The sequence below is a fragment of the Arthrobacter sp. AB6 genome (assembly GCF_031844545.1).
In the GTDB taxonomy this organism is placed as follows: domain Bacteria; phylum Actinomycetota; class Actinomycetes; order Actinomycetales; family Micrococcaceae; genus Arthrobacter.
On the sequence record NZ_JAUZVL010000006.1, the window covers coordinates 117,050 to 132,011 of the forward strand.

The 14,962-nt window shown below is 65.8% G+C and carries 17 protein-coding genes; 9 read left to right on the top strand and 8 right to left on the bottom strand.

What is annotated here, in order from left to right:
* Positions 1-103 precede the first annotated feature (103 nt).
* The 9 genes from Q9R30_RS06980 to asd all read left to right on the top strand — a co-directional run bounded on the left by Q9R30_RS06980 (position 104) and on the right by asd (position 8,417).
* Positions 104-2,353 carry an RNA degradosome polyphosphate kinase gene (locus Q9R30_RS06980; protein WP_104998660.1) on the top strand — a complete coding sequence of 750 codons (2,250 nt, stop codon included), beginning with the start codon at positions 104-106 and terminating at the stop codon, positions 2,351-2,353.
* An 11-nt stretch (positions 2,354-2,364) separates the two neighbouring features.
* Entirely contained in the window at positions 2,365-3,333 is a 969-nt protein-coding gene (locus tag Q9R30_RS06985) for an NUDIX hydrolase (protein WP_104998661.1), read from the top strand.
* Between the two features lie 44 nt (positions 3,334-3,377).
* Positions 3,378-4,181: a thymidylate synthase gene (locus Q9R30_RS06990; protein ID WP_104998662.1), complete on the top strand. Its 804-nt coding sequence runs from the start codon at positions 3,378-3,380 to the stop codon at positions 4,179-4,181.
* Entirely contained in the window at positions 4,178-4,762 is a 585-nt protein-coding gene (locus Q9R30_RS06995) for a dihydrofolate reductase (RefSeq protein WP_104998663.1), read from the top strand. Before Q9R30_RS06990 ends, Q9R30_RS06995 begins: the two co-directional genes overlap by 4 nt.
* Positions 4,763-4,765: 3 nt before the next feature.
* Entirely contained in the window at positions 4,766-4,984 is a 219-nt protein-coding gene (locus tag Q9R30_RS07000; protein WP_104998664.1) for an NF038396 family protein, read from the top strand.
* Between the two features lie 112 nt (positions 4,985-5,096).
* A complete protein-coding gene (locus tag Q9R30_RS07005; protein WP_311217150.1) occupies positions 5,097-6,140 on the top strand; it encodes a hypothetical protein in 1,044 nt (347 codons plus the stop codon).
* A gap of 20 nt (positions 6,141-6,160) precedes the next feature.
* The gene (locus Q9R30_RS07010; RefSeq protein WP_104998666.1) at positions 6,161-6,802 is read left to right on the top strand and encodes a hypothetical protein; all 642 of its coding nucleotides are present in this window, start codon (positions 6,161-6,163) and stop codon (positions 6,800-6,802) included.
* Positions 6,799-7,209 carry a hypothetical protein gene (locus tag Q9R30_RS07015; protein WP_311217151.1) on the top strand — a complete coding sequence of 137 codons (411 nt, stop codon included), beginning with the start codon at positions 6,799-6,801 and terminating at the stop codon, positions 7,207-7,209. The genes Q9R30_RS07010 and Q9R30_RS07015 overlap by 4 nt, the downstream gene beginning before the upstream one ends.
* A gap of 65 nt (positions 7,210-7,274) precedes the next feature.
* A complete protein-coding gene (gene asd, locus Q9R30_RS07020; protein ID WP_104998668.1) occupies positions 7,275-8,417 on the top strand; it encodes an aspartate-semialdehyde dehydrogenase in 1,143 nt (380 codons plus the stop codon).
* An 84-nt stretch (positions 8,418-8,501) separates the two neighbouring features.
* Here the strand turns inward: asd and Q9R30_RS07025 are convergent, their stop codons facing one another.
* The 8 genes from Q9R30_RS07025 to Q9R30_RS07060 form a co-directional block, all read right to left on the bottom strand.
* Positions 8,502-9,611, bottom strand: coding sequence for a winged helix DNA-binding domain-containing protein (locus Q9R30_RS07025; protein WP_104998669.1), 1,110 nt, complete (start codon positions 9,609-9,611; stop codon positions 8,502-8,504).
* Between the two features lie 101 nt (positions 9,612-9,712).
* On the bottom strand, positions 9,713-10,780 hold the full coding sequence (locus Q9R30_RS07030) for a UDP-N-acetylmuramate dehydrogenase (RefSeq protein ID WP_104998670.1): 1,068 nt from the start codon (positions 10,778-10,780) through the stop codon (positions 9,713-9,715).
* Between the two features lie 39 nt (positions 10,781-10,819).
* Positions 10,820-11,257, bottom strand: a complete 438-nt coding sequence (locus Q9R30_RS07035; protein ID WP_311217152.1) for a MaoC family dehydratase — start codon at positions 11,255-11,257, stop codon at positions 10,820-10,822.
* A 2-nt stretch (positions 11,258-11,259) separates the two neighbouring features.
* Positions 11,260-11,721, bottom strand: a complete 462-nt coding sequence (locus Q9R30_RS07040; RefSeq protein WP_104998672.1) for a MaoC family dehydratase N-terminal domain-containing protein — start codon at positions 11,719-11,721, stop codon at positions 11,260-11,262.
* A 40-nt stretch (positions 11,722-11,761) separates the two neighbouring features.
* Positions 11,762-11,986, bottom strand: a complete 225-nt coding sequence (locus tag Q9R30_RS07045) for a DUF3188 domain-containing protein (RefSeq protein ID WP_311217153.1) — start codon at positions 11,984-11,986, stop codon at positions 11,762-11,764.
* A gap of 22 nt (positions 11,987-12,008) precedes the next feature.
* Positions 12,009-12,941 (bottom strand): DUF2797 domain-containing protein, encoded by a 933-nt coding sequence (locus tag Q9R30_RS07050; RefSeq protein ID WP_234005400.1) that lies wholly within the window; start codon positions 12,939-12,941, stop codon positions 12,009-12,011.
* A gap of 29 nt (positions 12,942-12,970) precedes the next feature.
* Complete coding sequence (locus tag Q9R30_RS07055) at positions 12,971-13,834, bottom strand: CoA ester lyase (protein ID WP_104998675.1); 864 nt, start codon at positions 13,832-13,834, stop codon at positions 12,971-12,973.
* Positions 13,835-14,000: 166 nt separating this feature from the next.
* Positions 14,001-14,942, bottom strand: coding sequence for an aldo/keto reductase (locus tag Q9R30_RS07060; protein ID WP_311217154.1), 942 nt, complete (start codon positions 14,940-14,942; stop codon positions 14,001-14,003).
* Positions 14,943-14,962 lie beyond the last annotated feature (20 nt).

A 14,962-nucleotide genomic window follows, 5' to 3' on the forward strand; every position in this document is an offset into this window, starting at 1 on the left:
GGCCGGAAATCCGCGGTCTTGGGCCAGCTGAATGCTTGTAAGGTTGAAGCAGGACCGCGCAGGCCGGAAGCGCCAGCATCAACCGCCAGGTAAAGGAGATGCCATGAACCCGGAACCTTCCGGATCAGCCACGTCACAGGATGTTGCCGTGCCGGTGCGTGCCCGCTTCGGTTCCTCTGAGGTTCCGGCGTCGCGCGCCACCCAGGACCGCATTGACATCCCCGAATTCGCGCCGAACCTGCAGCCGGAGGGCGACATCCGGCCGGACCGCTTCCTGGACCGGGAGCTGAGCTGGCTCAGCTTCAACTCCCGCGTGCTGGAACTGGCCGAGGACGCCACCCTCCACCTCCTGGAGCGCGTCAGCTTCCTGTCGATCTTCGCCTCCAACCTGGACGAGTTCTTTATGGTGCGGGTAGCCGGCCTCAAACGGCGCATCGCCACCGGCCTGGCCGTCCCCTCCCCCGCGGGCCTCAGCCCGGTGGAGGTGCTGGAACGGATCAGCGAAGAGGCCCACCGGTTGCAGCAGCGGCACGCGCAGGTCTACGCCGAGCAGATCCGCCCCGCCCTGGCCTATGAACACATCCACCTCATGCACTGGGACGAACTGGATGAGACCGCCAAGCAGCAGCTCAGTGTGATGTTTGCCGAGAAGGTGTTCCCCATCCTCACGCCCTTGGCGGTGGACCCGGCCCACCCCTTCCCCTACATCTCAGGGCTTTCGCTCAACCTCGCCGTTGTGGTCCGTAACCCGGTCAGCGACAAGGAGCTCTTCGCCCGCGTCAAGGTACCGGACCAGCTCCCGCGCCTGATCTCCATCGACGGTCCCCGTGCCGGTGCGGTGGCCGGGCGCGTGGCCCGCTTCATCGCCCTTGAGGAAGTCATTGCCGTCCACCTTGACAAGCTTTTCCCTGGGATGGAGGTCCTGGAGCACCACACCTTCCGCGTCACTAGGAATGAAGACGTTGAGGTGGAGGAGGACGACGCCGAGAACCTCCTGCAGGCCCTCGAAAAAGAACTCCTGCGCCGCCGCTTCGGCCCGCCCGTCCGGCTTGAGGTCACCAACGACATCAACCCGAACATCCGCGCGCTGCTGATCCGCGAGCTGGGCGTCGACGAATCCGAGGTCTACTCCGTTCCGGCTCCCCTGGATCTGCGCGGGCTGTCCGTGATTGCCGGCATCGACCGTGCCGACCTCCACTACCCCAAGCACGTCCCGCACACGTCCCGGTACCTCAATGAGTCGGAGACGTCCAAGGCCGCGAACGTGTTTGCCGCCATGCGCCGGCGGGACATCCTGCTCCACCACCCCTACGACTCGTTCTCCACCTCCGTGCAGGCTTTCCTGGAGCAGGCTGCCGCGGACCCCAAGGTCCAGGCCATCAAGCAGACCCTGTACCGCACGTCCGGCGACTCCCCCATCGTCGACGCGCTGATCGATGCTGCCGAGGCCGGCAAGCAGGTCCTGGCCCTGGTGGAAATCAAGGCGCGGTTTGACGAGCAGGCGAACATCTCCTGGGCGCGCAAGCTGGAACAGGCCGGCGTGCACGTGGTCTACGGCATCGTGGGACTCAAGACCCACTGCAAGCTCTCGCTGGTGGTCCGCCAGGAGGTTGACGGGCTGCGCCGCTACTGCCACATCGGCACCGGCAACTACCACCCCCGGACTGCCCGCTACTACGAGGACCTGGGCCTGCTGACCGCCAACGAGCAGGTGGGCGAGGACCTGTCCAAGCTGTTCAACCAGCTCTCCGGCTACGCGCCCAAGTCAACGTTCAAGAGGCTGCTGGTCGCTCCACGCTCCGTGCGTTCAGGGCTGATCGACCGCATTGAGACTGAAATCCGCAATGCCCGTGCCGGAATCCCCGGCCGGGTGCAGATCAAGGTCAATTCCATGGTGGATGAGGCCATCATCGATTCCCTGTACCGCGCCTCGCAGGCCGGCGTGAAAGTGGACGTGGTGGTCCGCGGAATCTGCTCCCTCCGCCCGGGAGTGCCGGGCCTCAGCGACAACATCACCGTCCGCTCCATCCTGGGCAGGTTCCTGGAACACTCCCGCGTGTTCGCCTTCGCCAACGGCGGGGATCCCGTGGTGTACATCGGTTCGGCGGACATGATGCACCGCAACCTGGACCGCCGGGTGGAGGCCCTGGTCCAGCTGGCCAGCGCCGACGACATCAGCTACGTCCTTGACCTGTTGAAGCGCTACATGGCTCCGGAAACCGCCAGCTGGCACCTCGACAACCAGGGGGTCTGGACCCGGCACCACCTGTCCGAGGACGGAACGCCGCTTGAAGACGTCCAGTCCTGGCTGCTGGCCTCCCGCCCCCGGCAGCGCAGCCTGAGCCGGCGCTAAGGGCCACTGTTTTGTCGAGCGATGCACTTGTAGCAGACCAGACAGACCACCCCGGGGAACCAGTAGCCGTAACAGCTGCCGGCGCCCTGCCCTGGCGCGTGGTGAAGGACAAGCTTGAGGTCCTGCTGATCCACCGCCCGCGCTACGACGACTGGTCGTGGCCCAAGGGCAAGATCGACGACGGCGAGACGGTGCCGGAGTGCGCGGTCCGGGAGGTGCAGGAGGAAATCGGGCTCATCGCCCAGCTGGGCATCCCCCTGCCGCCCATCCACTACCACGTGGCCTCCGGCCTCAAGGTGGTCCACTATTGGGCTGTCAAGGCAAACGGGGTCAGCCTCCTTCCCGACGGGAAGGAGGTGGACAGCGTCATGTGGTGCGCCCCCGAGAAGGCGGCTGCGCTGCTGTCCAACCCCTCCGACGTCGTGCCCCTTCAGTACCTGCACGACGCGCACAGGCGCGGGGAGTTGGACACGTGGCCGCTCATAGTGCTCCGCCATGCCAAGGCCAAGCCGCGCTCATCCTGGAGCAAGGCGGAGGGCGAGCGGCCGCTTGCCGCCACGGGGACACGGCAGGCGCAGGCCGTCAGCAGGCTGCTGCACGCCTGGAAGCCGCTCCGCGTGGTGACCAGCCCCTGGCTGCGGTGCGTGGCAACAGTGGCGCCTTACGCGAAGGCGGCGGGCGCGAAGGTGAAGCTGGCGGAGCCGCTCACGGAGCACCGGCACCAGCGGAGCCCCAAGAAAACGGCAGCCGTCATCGAGGGCCTTTTCGACAAGCAGCGTCCGGTGGTCATCTGCACGCACCGCCCCGCGCTGCCCACGGTGTTCAGCCAGCTCAGCCGGCACATGCCGGCGCACCTGCGCGCCCTCCTGCCGGCCAAGGAGCCGTACCTCAGCCCCGGCGAACTGGTGGTGTGCCACGTGGCACCAGGCGGGCAGGCGCGGGTTGTGGCGGTGGAGCAGTTCAAGCCGTTCGACGACTGAATGTCGCGCAGCTGCTCTCCGGACCAGCCAAGTAGACTTTAGCCGTGAGCATCCCAACGCCTTATGAAGACCTCCTCCGCGATGTCCTGGCTTCCGGCACGCACAAATCGGACCGCACCGGAACCGGAACCACCAGCGTTTTCGGCCGCCAAATACGCTTCGACCTGACGAAGGGTTTCCCGCTGATCACCACCAAGCGGGTGCACTTCAAGTCCGTGGCAGTAGAGCTCCTGTGGTTCCTGCGCGGTGAAACAAACATTAAATGGATGCAGGACCAGGGCGTCACCATCTGGAACGAATGGGCTGACGCCGACGGCGACCTCGGACCTGTCTACGGCGTGCAGTGGCGCAGCTGGCCCACTCCCGACGGCGGCCACATTGACCAGATCGCCGAGCTGATCGACAACCTGAAGTCCAACCCGGACTCACGCCGGCACATTGTGTCCGCCTGGAACGTCTCCGAACTCCAGGACATGGCCCTGCCCCCGTGCCACGCCTTCTTCCAGTTCTATGTGGCTGACGGCAAACTGTCCTGCCAGCTGTACCAGCGCTCCGCGGACATGTTCCTGGGCGTCCCCTTCAACATTGCCTCCTACTCGCTGCTCACCTGCATGGTGGCGCAGCAGGTGGGGCTGGAGCCCGGCGAGTTCATCTGGACCGGCGGAGACGTCCACATTTACGAGAACCACATGGACCAGGTCCTCAAGCAGCTGGAGCGGGAGCCGTACGAATACCCGCAGCTGAGGATCACCCGCAAGCCGGCGTCGATCTTCGACTACACGCTGGAAGACTTCGAAGTGGTGGGCTACAAACACCACCCGACCATTAAGGCCCCGATCGCCGTATGAGCACCGAGAACTTCACTGACCCGCAGTCCTTCACTGAAGAACTTGCCGCCTCCGTGACGGGCGTTGGCCTGGTCTGGGCGCAGACCCCGGACGGTGTCATCGGCAAGGACGGCGACATGCCGTGGCACCTGCCCGAGGACCTCAAGCACTTCACCCGGCTGACCATGGGCCACCCCGTGATCATGGGCCGCAAAACGTGGCTGTCCTTCCCGGACAAGTACCGCCCCCTGCCCGGCCGCACCAACATCGTGGTCACCCGGCAGAAAAGCTGGGCCGAAACGCCCGAGGCGGAGGGCGCCGTCGTCGTTCCCTCCCTTGACGACGCGCTGCTGGAATCGCAGTTCGTGGATGGCGGGGACACGGTCTGGATCCTGGGCGGCGGCGAGATTTTCCGGCAGGCCACCGAGCTCGCCAACGTTGCGGTGGTCACCACCATCGACGTCGAGGCCGACGGCGACACGTTCGCCCCGGAGCTTGGCACCAGTTGGGAGGCATCCGCCTCCGTCCCTCCCGACGGGTGGCTCACGGCCGCCAACGGCACGCGCTACAGGTTCACCAAATGGTCAAGGACCGAGGGCTAGGACATGCTGAAGAAACCGGAAACCCTGTTTGTCCTCGGGTACATGCTTCTCCCGCTCCTGGCTCTCTTGTCCGCGATCGTTGGGCTCACCATGATTTTGGGCGGGAACAAGATCGCCGGAGCCATCGTGCTGGTGGTGGTGACGCAGGTGTTCGCGTTCGGTGCATTCTTCGCCTTGCGTGCCCGAAAAGCTGCTGTGCGGGAGGAATCCGACACTCGTTAGTGGCCTTGTTCGAGGATGGGGAGGACACCCCATCGCGCACGCCCCGGGTTGTTAACTAGGCTGGGGCCTGCAGCGTCAAGGACGGCTGTTTCAAAAGATTGGGGGATGCCTGGTGGCAGGAAACTTGTGGGGCGCCGACGTTGAGCAGCTGCGGACGCTCGCGAAGCAGTTCGGCACAACGGCGGACCTGCTGCTGCAGCAGTCCACGCAGCTGAGCAGCCAGATCAACAACACGCCTTCCTGGAAGGGCCAGGACGCTGAGCATTTCCGTTCCGACTGGAACGGCAACCACCGTGCGCTCCTGCAGAAGACGGCTGCACGCCTGAAGCAGGAATCAAAGCTTTTGCTCACCAACGCCGACGAACAGGACAGGGCGAGCAGCGCCGGTGGTGCCGGCACGCCCGGGACAGGCGGCGCGGGAGCGCCGGGCGGCGGTCCGGGCGGGACTGTCCCCGGACAAGGCAGCAACAACCCGTGGGGCCCGGACTGGCTCGCGGCGGGTTCACCATTCAGGGATGCCTGGGGGCTCCGGGGAACGGGAAAGGCAGCCCTGGACCTGCCCAAAAGTGTCTTTGGACTCGCCACCATGGCCTCCAAAGGGCTCGACAGCTTCACTGATGCAGCCCTCTGGGCCAAGCTTCCGGCCCAAAGCGTCACCTACAACTTGCTGGATTCCGGTACAGACCTCCTCGGACTCAAGAATCTCCAGAAATACGTCCCGGCCCTCAACCAATTCGGTGGGGTCTTCAAGGAGAGCCCGTGGCTGTTCAAAGGCCAGGGCTCAATCATGGAAAGCCTTGGGAAAGGCGGTCTCGGCCGTGGCCTGGGGTGGGCTGGTGTGGGCCTGAATGCATTCGACACAGCCGGTTACATCGCGGCGGGTAAAACGGAGGATGCCCTCTGGTCGGGGGCAAAGACAGTGCTTGGCGTAGCGTGTTTCCTTCCGCCGCCTGCCGGGACCATCTGCACGGTGGCCAGCGCGGGAATCGCGATCTACGAAATTCCTGCTGTCAAGGAGTTCGTGAACGGTGCTGCCAGCACCGTCGCGGACACTGTGGCCAGCGCTGTGAAAGATCCAGGCAAGTTCGTCGAAGACACCGGCGAGAACCTGGCGGACCTCGGAAAGAGCGCCGCCAGCTTCCTCGGATTCGGATAACTCAACCAAAGGACAATCCCGTGACAACCAGCATCGACTCCACCGAGTCGCCCGGCACTGCAGTGGGCTTCGGTTTCGCCGAAATCGCCTACCTCATCAAAAGGTTTGATACCGAAGCTGCCAAGAAGTCCGGCCAGGTACTGCGGCTGGAAGAGGAAGTGCAGTCCGATCCAATCTGCATCGCCGGAGGATCGTCGCTTCTGGGCCGCGGCTTCGCGAGCGTCGACGACGACCTTGAATTGGAAGGGCCGGCAGTACCCACCGCGTATGCCTTGTCCAAGGCGGTCCGCTGGACCGAAATCAGTCTTGTCGACGGGGAGAAAACCGACACTGTCGTACACGTCGAGTCCGACAAGGTATCCCTGCTTATGCAGCCCCGAACCTTGGGCACCTGGTTTGTCTTCGCCCAAGACCCCGACGTTGACGGCGCTGACGCCCAACTCTCCGTTATCGAAGCGCACACCCAGGCCAATCCCCAAGGGACCGCATTCATCAGGGTCAAGTCGATGTCCGGCGAAGACCACCTGCTGATCCGACCGGACGGCCTCGGCTGGGCGGTCGCCAAAGTCGTCGATCCCACAACGGATGTCGAGGAAACCACCGGCCTGGACACTTCAGGGCTGCTCACGTCCATTCGGGAAACCCGGGGAGAAACTCCATGAGCAACGAGATTCCGCCTGCTGAGCCTCCGGCCCGGCGCAAGGGCTATTACAAGCGCCAGGCCGAACTGGAAGCCGCGAGGCAGGGACTCACGCCGGAGGAGTACGGAGTCTACAAGGGCTCCACCGGCAGTGTCATCAAACCCATAAATTCGGCCGGTGGCCTGCTCTTCCTGGCTATTCTGATCTCAGTCTTCTCCGCGGTTGTCGTCGGGGCCGCCATCATTCTCCTCACAGGTGAGGGGGTCACCAACTGGGTGCAATTCATCATCGGCTGCGCCGTTGTGGTTTTCCTTGTCCCGACGTCATGGGCGTACTACTTCAAGGAACGCAAAGCCACACGTTTACGGAAGGCAGCGGGGAAAACACTTGAACCCCCTACCCGCCGCTCAAGCAGGCCGGACTGGTAACAACGCGTTCCGCACCGTGACGTAACCGACTGCGCCGTCCCGGTTCCGAAGTCTAAACTGGACGAATGACTACAGCAGCTACCCCTTCCGTCGGCCTGGTCGGATGGCGCGGCATGGTCGGTTCCGTCCTCATGCAGCGCATGCAGGACGAGGGCGACTTCGCCAACATCAACCCGGTGTTCTTCTCCACGTCCAACGCGGGAGGTGCCGCGCCGACACTGGCCGGAACAGCAGCAGGCAGTGCCGGCAAGCTCGAAAACGCGTTCGACGTCGACACGCTGGCTAAGCTGCCCATTATTGTCACCGCCCAGGGCGGCGATTACACCAAGCAGGTCCACGGTGAGCTGCGCAGCCGCGGCTGGGACGGCCTCTGGATCGACGCCGCCTCCACCCTGCGCATGAACGACGATTCAATCATCGTGCTGGACCCGATCAACCGGGACGTCATCGACAAGGGCCTGGTCAACGGCACCAAGGACTTCATCGGCGGCAACTGCACGGTCTCCTGCATGCTCATGGGCCTCGGCGGCCTGTTCAAGAACGGCTTGGTGGAGTGGGGCACTTCCATGACCTACCAGGCTGCCTCCGGCGGCGGCGCACGGCACATGCGCGAGCTGCTCAGCCAGTTCGGCACGCTCAACGCCGAGGTCAGCACGGAACTGGACGATCCGGCGTCGGCCATCCTGGACATTGACCGCAAGGTCCTTGCCCACCAGCGGACGGACATCGACGCCACCCAGTTCGGCGTTCCGCTGGCCGGTTCCCTGATCCCCTGGATCGACGCAGACCTGGGCAACGGACAGTCCAAGGAAGAGTGGAAGGCCGGGGTCGAGACCAACAAGATCCTGGGCACCTCCGAGGAAAACCGCGTGATCATGGACGGCCTTTGTGTCCGGATCGGCGCCATGCGGTCCCACTCGCAGGCCCTGACGCTCAAGCTCCGCGAGGACCTGTCCGTCGCCGAGATCGAGAAGCTGCTCGACGAGGACAACCAGTGGGCCAAGGTGGTTCCGAACACCAAGGAAGCCTCCATGGCTGACCTGACGCCGGTTGCCGCATCAGGCACCCTTGACATTCCGGTGGGCCGCATCCGCAAGATGGAAATGGGCCCGCAGTACATCAGCGCCTTCACCGTGGGTGACCAGCTCCTCTGGGGTGCTGCCGAGCCGCTGCGCCGCATGCTCAACATCGCCACCGGGAACCTGTAGCTCTCCCCGTACAGAGCAACGCGGGGTCACTTACCGCCCGATCCGCACCCCGGATGGGTCGCTAAGTGACCCCGCGTTGTTTTGTCAGGTGCTGAGGAACGTGAAGTAGCGCTGGGCTGCTTTGGCGAAAGCTGCCTCGGCGGCCGGACCTAGCGGCCGGGCGGCGTCAAACAGTTCAGGCACGACGCCGGCGCGCGGGCCGGTGCCGTCGCGGGACCACGTGCCGATCACCTCTCCCCCGGCCACCAGTATCTTCTTGAAGACGCCGTTGCCGCCGGGGACGATCCTGCCCGAATGCTCCGGCGGCAGCACGGCGCGCCGGTCCGTGTAGCCCAGCAGGAACTCGTCGAAGCCGGGCAGGAGCAGGATTGACCGGGCCCCCGGCACCCCGGTGTCCAACAGGGAGGCGGTCTCCGGCGACATCCAGAAGTCCCCGCCGTCGAACCGGAAATCCACCAGCAGGCCGCGGACGGACTCGAGCGCCGCCCGGACCTCAGCCAGGGGAATCTGGGTCCACCAGGCAAAATCGCGCAGGGTGGCCGGGCCATGGCTGCGGAGGTACCGCAGCAGGAACTCTGCGACGGCCTCCTGCCGTTCCAGCTTCCGCGAAACGGGTATCCAGTCCTCGAAGGCCACCAGCAGCTGCTGGTTCTTGGCCAGCGGCCCCTGAACGAGCCACGCGTGCCTGCACAGGGTCCCCAGGATGTGAATGCCCCGCTGGCCCTTCGTCGGCTGCCCTGCTGCGTCGAAGGCGGTGAACAGTTCGGTGCGGCTGGCGGGACCGCCGCCGGCAATATGGTCCAGCGCGATGTCCCGGCATTTCTCGATGTCCGCCCACGTGATTTCCAGCTCCCGGTGCCGCGCGGCAATAATCTTGGTGAGCCGGTCCGCTGTGAGCCCAAGCATCCACCGCAGGTCCTCCGGAGCCACCAGGTGCAATGTCCCGCGCATCGGCCAGGACCGCACCACAGCACCTGAATCAATGGCGGACCGGACGTCGGTGAGGCCGCATCCGGGAACCCTGGCGCCCACAGCCCACATCGCTGCCTGGAGGTCCTGCGCCTGCATGGCGGTCATCCAGCGGACAGCATCAGCAACCGAGCTGGACGGCCGGGCTCCGCCTGCGAGGCCCTGCGAGGCCATCCTCAGGCGGCCCACCGTTTTGCGGTTGGAACGGTGCAGGTCAGCAGCCATGGGCCCATCTTAGGCACGTTCCCGGCCCGCCCGCACAGCCCGTTAGGGAACGGGGAGAGCGGCGCGGCCAGGACTAAGCGGCCAGGACTAAGCGGCCAGGACTAAAGCGTCAAGCCGATAAGCAGGGGTTCCGGGTGCAGTCGGATGCCAAAGCGCTGCTCGACGCCGGCGCGCACCTCCCGCGCCACCGCCAGCACGTCCTGGGCGCTGGCAGAGCCGCGGTTGGTAATGGCGAGCGTGTGCTTGGTGGACAGGGACGCCCGGCCCCCGCTCACACTGCCCGGCTCCAGTCCAAAGCCCTTGCTGAAGCCCGCCTGGTCGATGAGCCAGGCCGCGGACAACTTCACCATCCCGTCATTGCCTGCCGGGTAGCGGGGCGCCTTTTCCGGCAGGGCTGCCGCGATTTCGGCGGGGACGATCGGGTTGGTGAAAAACGACCCCGTGGAATAGGTATCCCTGTCCGCCGGGTCCAGCACCATTCCCTTTGAAGCCCGCAGCCGCAGCACTTCCCGCCGCACGTCCGTGGAGTAGGCGCGCTTGCCCTGCTCCACGCCCAGTGAGCGGGCCAGCTCCGCATACCGGATGGGAGCGCTCATCCGGCCGATGGGCAGCTGGAATTCCACGGTCAGCACCACGTAGCGCGGCGAGCCATTCGTGGTGGCCTGTTTGAGGATGGAGTCCCGGTAGCCGAACTTGAGCTCAGAGTTCGTGAAGGTCTTCACGGCGTTCCGCTGGCGGTCCCAGGTCCGGACAGCGGCGATGGTCTGGGACACGTCGGAGCCGTAGGCGCCGACATTTTGCACCGGGGTGGCTCCCGTGGAGCCCGGGATGCCCGCGAGGGCCTCAATCCCGGACCACGCGTGAAGAACAGCGTATTCCACCAGCTTGTCCCAGTTGTGGCCGGCCTGCACCACCACGGCCACGCCGCCGCAGGAATCCTCCGCGTTGACCGCGAAGCCTTCCGAGGCGATCTTCACTACCGTGCCGGGGAACCCGTCGTCGGAAACCAGCAGGTTGGAGCCTCCGCTGATGATCAGCAGAGGCTCCCCGGCAGCGTCGGCTGACCGGACGGCCTCGATGATCTCAGCCTCGGTGCGGGCCTCGATGTAGGTGCCGGCGGGCCCCCCGACGGCGGCCGTTGTGAGCTGGGAGAGCAGGGTGGAAGTCACCAGACAACCCTATCGGGAAAGTGGGACACGCTTCCCGGCTCAGCTGAGCCGGACGACGGCCTGGGCTTTCATCAGGACCTTCTGTCCCGCGGAAACTACGGTGAGGTCAACACGCGCGGTGTTCGCCTCGGCGTCGAGCTTTCCGATGATGCCGCTGACCTCGATGGTGGCGCCGGGTTCGTCTGTACCCGTGGTGTCCGAGACCAGGACGGGCTTGGTGAAGCGGGTCTGGAAGTCGACGACGGCGGCCGGGTCGCCTGCCCAGTCAGTGACCAGCTGCACGGCCGAACCCATGGTGAACATGCCGTGGGCGATGACGCCGGGCAGTTCCACGCTGGTGGCGAAGGCTTCGTTCCAGTGGATGGGGTTGAAGTCGCCGGATGCTCCGGCGTACTTGACCAGGTCGGTGCGGGTGACCTCGATGGTGCGGCTGCCGATCTCCTGGCCGGCGCTGAGGTCGTGGATGCTGAGGCTCATGGTTACTGTCCCTCTCCGCGGACCAGGATGGACGACGTGGTGGTGGTGACGGGCTCGCGGGAATCGTCCGTACCGAGGGAAAAGACCTCCGAACGCGTGGTGATCATTGCCCCGCCACCCATGGCACGGACGCCGTCGACGTGGAGCTCCGCTACCAGGCGGTCGCCGGCGAAGATGGGCCGGTGGTGGGTGAAGCGCTGGTCCGCATGGACCACGCGGGAGAAGTCGATGCCGGCCTCCGGATCCTCGATGAGCTGTGCGTCGGCGCGCTGGGCGATGATGATGGCGAACGTCGGAGGGGCAACAAGATCCGCGTGCCCCAGGGCCTTGGCGGCGTCGACGTCGAAATGTGCAGGATGGGCGGCCTTCACGGCGCGGGCAAACTCGCGGATTTTCTCGCGGCCAACGTCGTACACCTCTGCGGCAGGGTAGCTTCGGCCCTGCAGGTCCGGATTGATAGTCATGGGCTCCAGCCTATCGCCAGGCTTCGGGGCGCCCGAAAGGTTACCGGCGGAGGTTCTTCCGGATGGCCTGGCCGCGGACCACGATCCCGGCGACATGAAGGACGAGGCCCAGCCCGATCAGCGGGAGGGATGCGGTGGCGAGGACGGAGTTGCCGCTGGTGTTGCCCACCAGGTTCAGGATGATGCCGACGGCGATCATTCCCATCGCACTGAAGACCAGGACTTTGTAGCGGGTTGGCGCGGTGGCCCAGAATTCGTTCAGCACCCTGAAAGTCTACCGGGCAACCTCAGAACAGGGCTTCCTGCACGGCCGGGACCTCCGAGGAATAGTCTCCCAGTTCGATGGTTCTGCCCTTGAGCCGGCCGAGGTCCACGACGAATTCGAGGTCCGTTCCACCGAGGGCGGCCAGCACGAAACTGCCGCTGACGGACTGGATGGTGAAGCCGTGCGGCCCGGACGCCAGGCTGTGGGGGTAGGCGTGCCTGGGGCTTGCCGAACACAGCCGCCAGGCCAGTCCGGGCCTGCGCCAGGCCTCGTCCACCACCTCGAAACCTTCCAGGCCCGAGCCGGAAATGACCTGGCGCGCGGTGGCCGCCAGCGTCAGATTGTGCGCCGTGAGCCGGCCTGCCGGTGCGGGGCCGGCCAGGGCACTTGCCTTGGCGGCTGACCGCACCTGTTGCGGCAGCCCGCAGTCGCGCGTTACAAGGTCCTCAAGGATCCGCACTATCCGCCCGTCCGCGGCGCGCGCCACGTAGCTCGCTACCACCGCACCCTGTTCCGCGAGCCGCTGCCATTTCCTCAGATTGGAGGCCGTTCCCACCTTGCTGGCCCCGTCGGCGAAGGTGGCGATATACAGCCAGTGCGGCTGCATCAGGTAGCTGCGGAGGCCCGGCGGGACGCGGCCGTCCCGGTGGAAGTCGTGCATGAGCCGGAAGTCGTCCGCCACAAAGCACCGTTCGCACTGATGTCCACGGGCGGAGGGCAGGCGTTCGGCACAGAGGATGTGGTCCCGGCGGGCCGGGCCGTGGACCCGGTGGTGGCCGAGGCAGGACTTCCCTTCGGCGGCGAGCCGGATGCCCAGGCGGGTGCCGTCGTCGAGCGCTGTTTCCTGGAAGGTGCCGTCCGGAGCCTGCAGCCGCAAGACAGGAGGCGCGCCGTTGGCGGAATCGTCCGCCGCAGGCCAAAAGACCCCGTGGACCAGATAGCGCGTACCGGTCACGGGGTCTCCTGGGGTGAAAAGCATGGGTTCTACAGCGCGGGCTGCACCCCAAAGGCTACCGCGAGCTTCATGATCTTCTCGGCGCGGCCCAGGCGGGGCAGGTCGGACCCGTCACGGATCACGCGGCCGTTGGCTTCGAAGTCGGCCATGAAGTCGGTGGCCCAGGCGACGTCCGACGGCGTGGGGCTGATGACCTCGTTGATGACGGGGGTCTGGTCGATGGCAAGGCAGAGCTTGCCGGTCATGCCCATCATCACGGTGATGCCGGTCTGTTCGCGCAGGATGGGGTGGTTGGTGCCCACCGTGGGGCCGTCGATGGGCCCGGGCAGGTTCCCGACGCGGCTGGCGACCACCAGCTTGGCGCGCGGGTAGGCCATGGCTTCCGGGGTGGCGGCCATGCCGGTATCGCGGCGGAAGTCGCCGGAGCCGAAGGCCAGCCGGAAGGCCCCCTGCGCCTTGGCGATGTTGTTGGCTTCCTCGATGCCGACGGCGGATTCCACCAGCGGGATCACGGGCGTATTGCCGTCCATGCGGTGGAAGCTCTCAGTCACCTGGTCCGCGGATTCGGTCTTCGCCAGCATGATGCCGAGCAGGCCCGGCGTGCCGCGGAGGCCGGCCAGGTCCGCTGCCCAGAACGGGCTGGTGGCGTCATTGATGCGGACCCAGGCCTTGCCACCGGCAGTCAGCCAGTCAATGACGTTGTTCCGGGCATGGTCCTTCTGGGAGGGGTCCACCGCATCTTCAATATCCAGGATGATCGAATCGGCGCGGGACACTGCCGACTGGTCGAAAAGCTCCGTCTTCATGGCATTCACAAGGAGCCATGAGCGGGCGATCTCTGCTGGGATATTGCGTTCCGGCCTTACGGTCTCGGTGGCGATGGTAGACGTCATGTATCTACCGTATCCGCCCGGGCAGGGGCGCGGGGCACAAAAACGGCCAGCACGGGAGGTTCAATACGAACTAAACGGGATATGACGGCCGGCCAGCGAAAGCAGGTGGCAGCAGGTGTCGATCCGGGGCGCCAAACGACACCTGCTGCCACTCAGTTGGGGTGGGTCAGGGGATGTTGCTGCCGCGCGCAGTGACCCACAGCCGGTACCAGTCCGCGCGGGTCATCGCCTGGGCCACGCGCGCGGCATCGGCACAGGCCCGGATCCGGCCCGGGTTGACGGTCCCTATCACCGGCGCGATGCCGGCCGGGTGCTTCATCAGCCATCCCAGCAGGACCGATTCCCCGGAACTGCCGTACTCCCCCGCCAGCTGCGCCACGAGCTCGACGGTGGCTGCCTCCGCCGACGCCGGGCTCTCCGGTTCCGCCCCCGTGTACAGGCCCTTGGCGAGCGAGCCGTAGGCCTGGAGCGTGATGGAGTTCCGGACGCAGTACTCCAGGGTGCCGTGCGGGAAACTGTAGTCCAGGTGCTCGGCGTGGTTGACCAGCACCTGGCTTTCCAGCCATGCCCGCTTGAGCAGGCTCATTTCCAGCTGGTTCGCCACCACGGGCGTTTCCAGCCGGTCCTGCAGGGCCTCGATCTGCGCGCCGGACATGTTGGAAACACCCAGCTGCCGGACCTTGCCTTCGGCCATCAGCTGCCCGACGGCGGCCGCCACCTCCGCCGGGTCCGCCAGGGGATCCGGGCGGTGCAGCAGGAGGATGTCCACGTAGTCCGTCCGCAGCCGCTTCAGGCTTTCGTTGACGCGTTCCAGGATGGCTCCGCGGCTGAGGTCGTAGTGCCCGGGCTGCCCGGGTTCGCTGAGCCGGATGCCGCACTTGGTCTGCAGCCGGATGCGGTCACGCAGCCCGGGAGTGGACGCCAGCACCTCGCCGAAGACTGCCTCGGATTTGCCCCTGCGGTAGATGTCCGCGTGGTCAAACAGGGTGATTCCCGCACCCAGGGCGGCTTCGATGGCGGCAGCGGCCTCGTCCACATGCTCGGTGGCATGCGGCTCGTCGGACCAGCTGCCGCCCAGGCCCATGCAGCCATAAATCAGTTCCTGCATCAGGCATCCCGCCCTTCAGG

Excerpts from the sequence above, each read along its gene's own strand:
- Q9R30_RS06980 (WP_104998660.1), top strand. The coding sequence starts at position 104 with ATGAACCCGGAACCTTCCGGATCAGCCACGTCACAGGATGTTGCCGTG.
- Q9R30_RS06995 (WP_104998663.1), top strand. The coding sequence starts at position 4,178 with ATGAGCACCGAGAACTTCACTGACCCGCAGTCCTTCACTGAAGAACTT.
- Q9R30_RS07000 (WP_104998664.1), top strand. The coding sequence starts at position 4,766 with ATGCTGAAGAAACCGGAAACCCTGTTTGTCCTCGGGTACATGCTTCTC.
- Q9R30_RS07015 (WP_311217151.1), top strand. The coding sequence starts at position 6,799 with ATGAGCAACGAGATTCCGCCTGCTGAGCCTCCGGCCCGGCGCAAGGGC.
- asd (WP_104998668.1), top strand. The coding sequence starts at position 7,275 with ATGACTACAGCAGCTACCCCTTCCGTCGGCCTGGTCGGATGGCGCGGC.
- Q9R30_RS07025 (WP_104998669.1), bottom strand. The coding sequence starts at position 9,611 with ATGGCTGCTGACCTGCACCGTTCCAACCGCAAAACGGTGGGCCGCCTG.
- Q9R30_RS07035 (WP_311217152.1), bottom strand. The coding sequence starts at position 11,257 with ATGAGCCTCAGCATCCACGACCTCAGCGCCGGCCAGGAGATCGGCAGC.
- Q9R30_RS07040 (WP_104998672.1), bottom strand. The coding sequence starts at position 11,721 with ATGACTATCAATCCGGACCTGCAGGGCCGAAGCTACCCTGCCGCAGAG.
- Q9R30_RS07055 (WP_104998675.1), bottom strand. The coding sequence starts at position 13,834 with ATGACGTCTACCATCGCCACCGAGACCGTAAGGCCGGAACGCAATATC.
- Q9R30_RS07060 (WP_311217154.1), bottom strand. The coding sequence starts at position 14,942 with ATGCAGGAACTGATTTATGGCTGCATGGGCCTGGGCGGCAGCTGGTCC.